Raw genomic sequence first — 3488 nt, forward strand, 5'->3', positions numbered from 1 at the left:
CCAAGCATTTTAAAAAGCATTATCGGAGACTGCGAAAAGACCAAAAAAGCCTTTCTAGAAAACAGAAAGGGTCAAAAAATCGGGAAAAAGCAAGAATCAAAGTAGCCAAGATTCACGCTCAAATCACCGATAGCAGGAAAGACCATTTACACAAGCTAACCACTCAATTAGTTCGTGAAAACCAAACGATTGTGGTTGAGAATTTAGCCGTTAAGAATATGGTCAAAAACCCGAAATTATCTCAGGCAATATCTGATGTAAGCTGGGGAGAAATCACCCGACAATTAGCCTATAAATGCCGTTGGTACGGGAAAAATTACATCGAAATAGATAGATGTTTTCCCAGTTCTAAACGGTGCAGTAATTGTGGGTATATTGTGAAAAAGCTGCCGTTAAATGTTCGAGAGTGGGACTGTCCGAACTGTGGGACTCACCATGACCGAGACATTAACGCCAGTAAAAATATTTTGGCCGCAGGGCTTGCGGTGTCAGTCTGTGGAGCGACCATAAGACCAGAACAGAGTAAATCTGTGAAGGCAGGTGCGAAAAATCCTTCGGGAAAGAAGCAGAAACCTAAATCGTGAGGTTTGGGAATCGCCGTCCGTTTTACGGCGGCGAGGATGTCAAATAATTTAGATTATTCTTTTCTTGCACGTCCGCTCACCGATTGCCTCCCACCCAATGAGTTTAGAATCCGCTACCGATGAAGTCATTAAGCAAAATTTAGAACAATTTCTAATTGTTTTGTCCGTTTCCCTGAGTGTGGCCACGGTTTCGAGGATTTTTAGCTGGTTTCGCCAAATTCCTTACACCCTATTGTTAGTGATAGTCGGTTTGGGTTTAGCTTTTATCGATATCCGTCTGGTGAACCTATCCCCCGAACTGATTCTAGAAATTTTTCTGCCCCCTTTGCTATTTGAAGCCGCTTGGAATACGCGCTGGCGAGATCTGAAGGATAATTGGATTCCCGTCAGTCTTTTCGCTATTGTCGGCGTAATTATCTCGATTTTCGGGGTTGGTTTTGCCCTAGATGAATTGACCAATTTACCCCTATTTACGGCATTATTAGTGGGTGCGAGCCTTTCTTCTACGGATCCCGTCGCTGTTGTCGCTCTTTTTCGCGAATTAGGGGCCAGTAAAAACCTCACCGTGCTTTTGGAAGGGGAAAGCTTATTTAATGATGGGGTCGCTGTGGTCGCTTTCGCTCTTTTGGTGGAAATTCCCCTCGGTGCTAGTGGTCTATCCTTAGAGACAACCATTAGCCGGATTGCCGCTTTTATCGGTATCGGGGTGGCAGTGGGTTGTTTAGTGGGTTTTGGTATTTCCTATCTGACTCAACGTCTGGATTTACCCCTAGTGGAGCAGTCTTTAACTCTTGTGTCCGCCTACGGTGCTTATCTATTAACCGAGGAGTTCGGGGGTTCGGGGGTAATCGGAGTGGTGACTACGGGGATTATTTTAGGTAATTTTGGCTCTAGAATTAGTATGAGTCCCCGTACCCGCCTATTAGTCACACAATTCTGGGAGTTTCTCGCTTTTTTTGTCAATTCGATCGTTTTTCTCCTCATCGGCGATCAGATCCGTCTCTCCAGTTTAGCCGATAATCTCAATTTAATTTTTATCACGATCGCTGCCGTGGTAGCGGCCCGTTTTCTGGCTACCTTTGCTTTGGCAACTGTTAGTAATGCCTTGATGGAAACTAAAATTAATTGGCGAGAAAAAACGGTTTTATGGTGGGGAGGTTTGCGCGGTTCCGTTTCTATTGCCCTAGCTTTAAGTGTGCCGGTTATTTTTCCCAATCGTCAGGATATCATCGATATCGTCTTCGGAGTTGTTCTCTTTACCCTGTTGGTTCAGGGATTAACTATTCAAACTTTCCTATCGAGATTAGACTTGATCGGTGATCAACCAATTCGAGAAAACTATGCGGAACTTTTAGCCCGACGGGTAGCTTTAAAAAGAGTTTTAGACTATCTTTCTAAATTAGATAAATCTCCCGATGTTGCCCCCGAATTCTTTAGTTATGAGCAGCATCTCGTCAAAGAAAAGTTAAAGACTGTAGAAGCGGAAATACAATCTCTCAACGATAGTTATCCCCAATTACAGCTGTTGACAATGGAACAACTTCGGGAAACCCTCCTAGATATCGAAGCTGATACCTACGCTGAATTTATTCGAGCCGGCCGTTTAACTAGCAATTTATCCCCCGTCCTCCAAGAAATTCTCGCTGAAAGTAAAATTAGTGAACAGTAGGACTATTTTGGGGTATATACAATCAATCTCAATTCTCCTAATGATCAACGACTGGGTTTTATGACAAAAACCCCTCCAATTAATGAAAGGGTTTTTGTGGGGTTTTATGGGGGATTTTAGGAGACTTTTGTAGTTTCTTTTTCAGTGGATTGGGAGGGTTTTAGTTTGCGTTTTAATGTTGAAGCTGCGCCAAGTGTTCCGAGTGCGAGGAGACTGAGGATGGTAGAGGGTTCTGGAGTTTGTACTTCAACGACTTGATTAAACTCGGTCCCAGGTAAGTTTAGTCCATTTTTGCTTGGACTGGGAAAAGAATTTGTAAAGTCTGGTGAGCCGCCAATTCCCGTTACGCTTGTTAAAGTAATCCCAAAGTCAACTACTCCATCATGGGGAGATCTGCCAGGATTAGTCACCAAAAATTTAACTGTTAGAAGCTTGTTGATTGTGTTATCTCGGATATTTAGGCTCAAAACATTAAATTTATTACTACCAAGAGGAAGAAGGGTATTTTGTATTTCTGGTCCATCTTCTTTTCCTATAAAACTCAACTCACCTGTATCATATGTGAAGTTCCACTCTGAGTTTAAAAAAGTGAATTGACTGTCGACTCCTGTTGTATCGAGAAATACATCAAAAGCAATTTCTTGACCAGGACTTACCACGATATCTAAAATGGAGTCATTGTCCAACTGACTTCCAGCAGGAACAAAGTAAAAGTTAGCAGCTTTCGCAGGAGAAAACTGCATATCTACCATTAAAGTAGATCCGCCGATTAGCAGTGAAGTTAACAAAACTTTTTTAACCAACATAGTTCGATTCCTAGGATAATGGGAATTTAATCCGATCGCCCCCTCTCGCAGCCAGGTCAAGCAATAGCCCAACCCAACATCAAAGGGAGATAGCAGGATCATACACACTCCCCCCCGCACAACTGTATCAAAAGTTACAATTTAATAAATCTTTATATTCTTCTCCTTGGCTTAGGGATTCATAGGGGAAGGAGTCTCAGGTATTTTCCCCTGTTTTACTGCTTCTCAGGCGACCGATCGCCTTCCGTGAGGGATTGTGGCGCGGTGTGTCAGATTCGGTCATAGGGTTCAAAATTTCGCTAACATTGTTAAGTAGCTGGTTATAATTAAATTAAAAATGGATTTTAGGTTCGATCCCCCCTGCCCCCCTTGATAAGGGGGGTGCCGATAGGCGGGGGGATCTGATGATTTTTAACGCCTACCTACTTA

Annotated in this window: 3 protein-coding genes; 2 read left to right on the forward strand and 1 reads right to left on the reverse strand. The window is 42.9% G+C overall.

The window, feature by feature from the left end:
- Window positions 1–584, forward strand: a 584-nt coding sequence (locus IM477_RS02060) for an RNA-guided endonuclease TnpB family protein (RefSeq protein WP_287730360.1), incomplete at its 5' end; no start/stop codon positions are given.
- Window positions 585–681: 97 nt separating this feature from the next.
- Complete coding sequence (locus IM477_RS02065; RefSeq protein WP_149985895.1) at window positions 682–2253, forward strand: Na+/H+ antiporter; 1572 nt, start codon at window positions 682–684, stop codon at window positions 2251–2253.
- Between the two features lie 116 nt (window positions 2254–2369).
- Here the strand turns inward: IM477_RS02065 and IM477_RS02070 are convergent, their stop codons facing one another.
- Window positions 2370–3161 carry a PEP-CTERM sorting domain-containing protein gene (locus tag IM477_RS02070; RefSeq protein ID WP_287730361.1) on the reverse strand — a complete coding sequence of 264 codons (792 nt, stop codon included), beginning with the start codon at window positions 3159–3161 and terminating at the stop codon, window positions 2370–2372.
- Window positions 3162–3488 lie beyond the last annotated feature (327 nt).

The sequence above is a fragment of the Microcystis sp. M090S1 genome (assembly GCF_020246295.1).
In the GTDB taxonomy this organism is placed as follows: Bacteria; Cyanobacteriota; Cyanobacteriia; order Cyanobacteriales; family Microcystaceae; genus Microcystis; species Microcystis aeruginosa.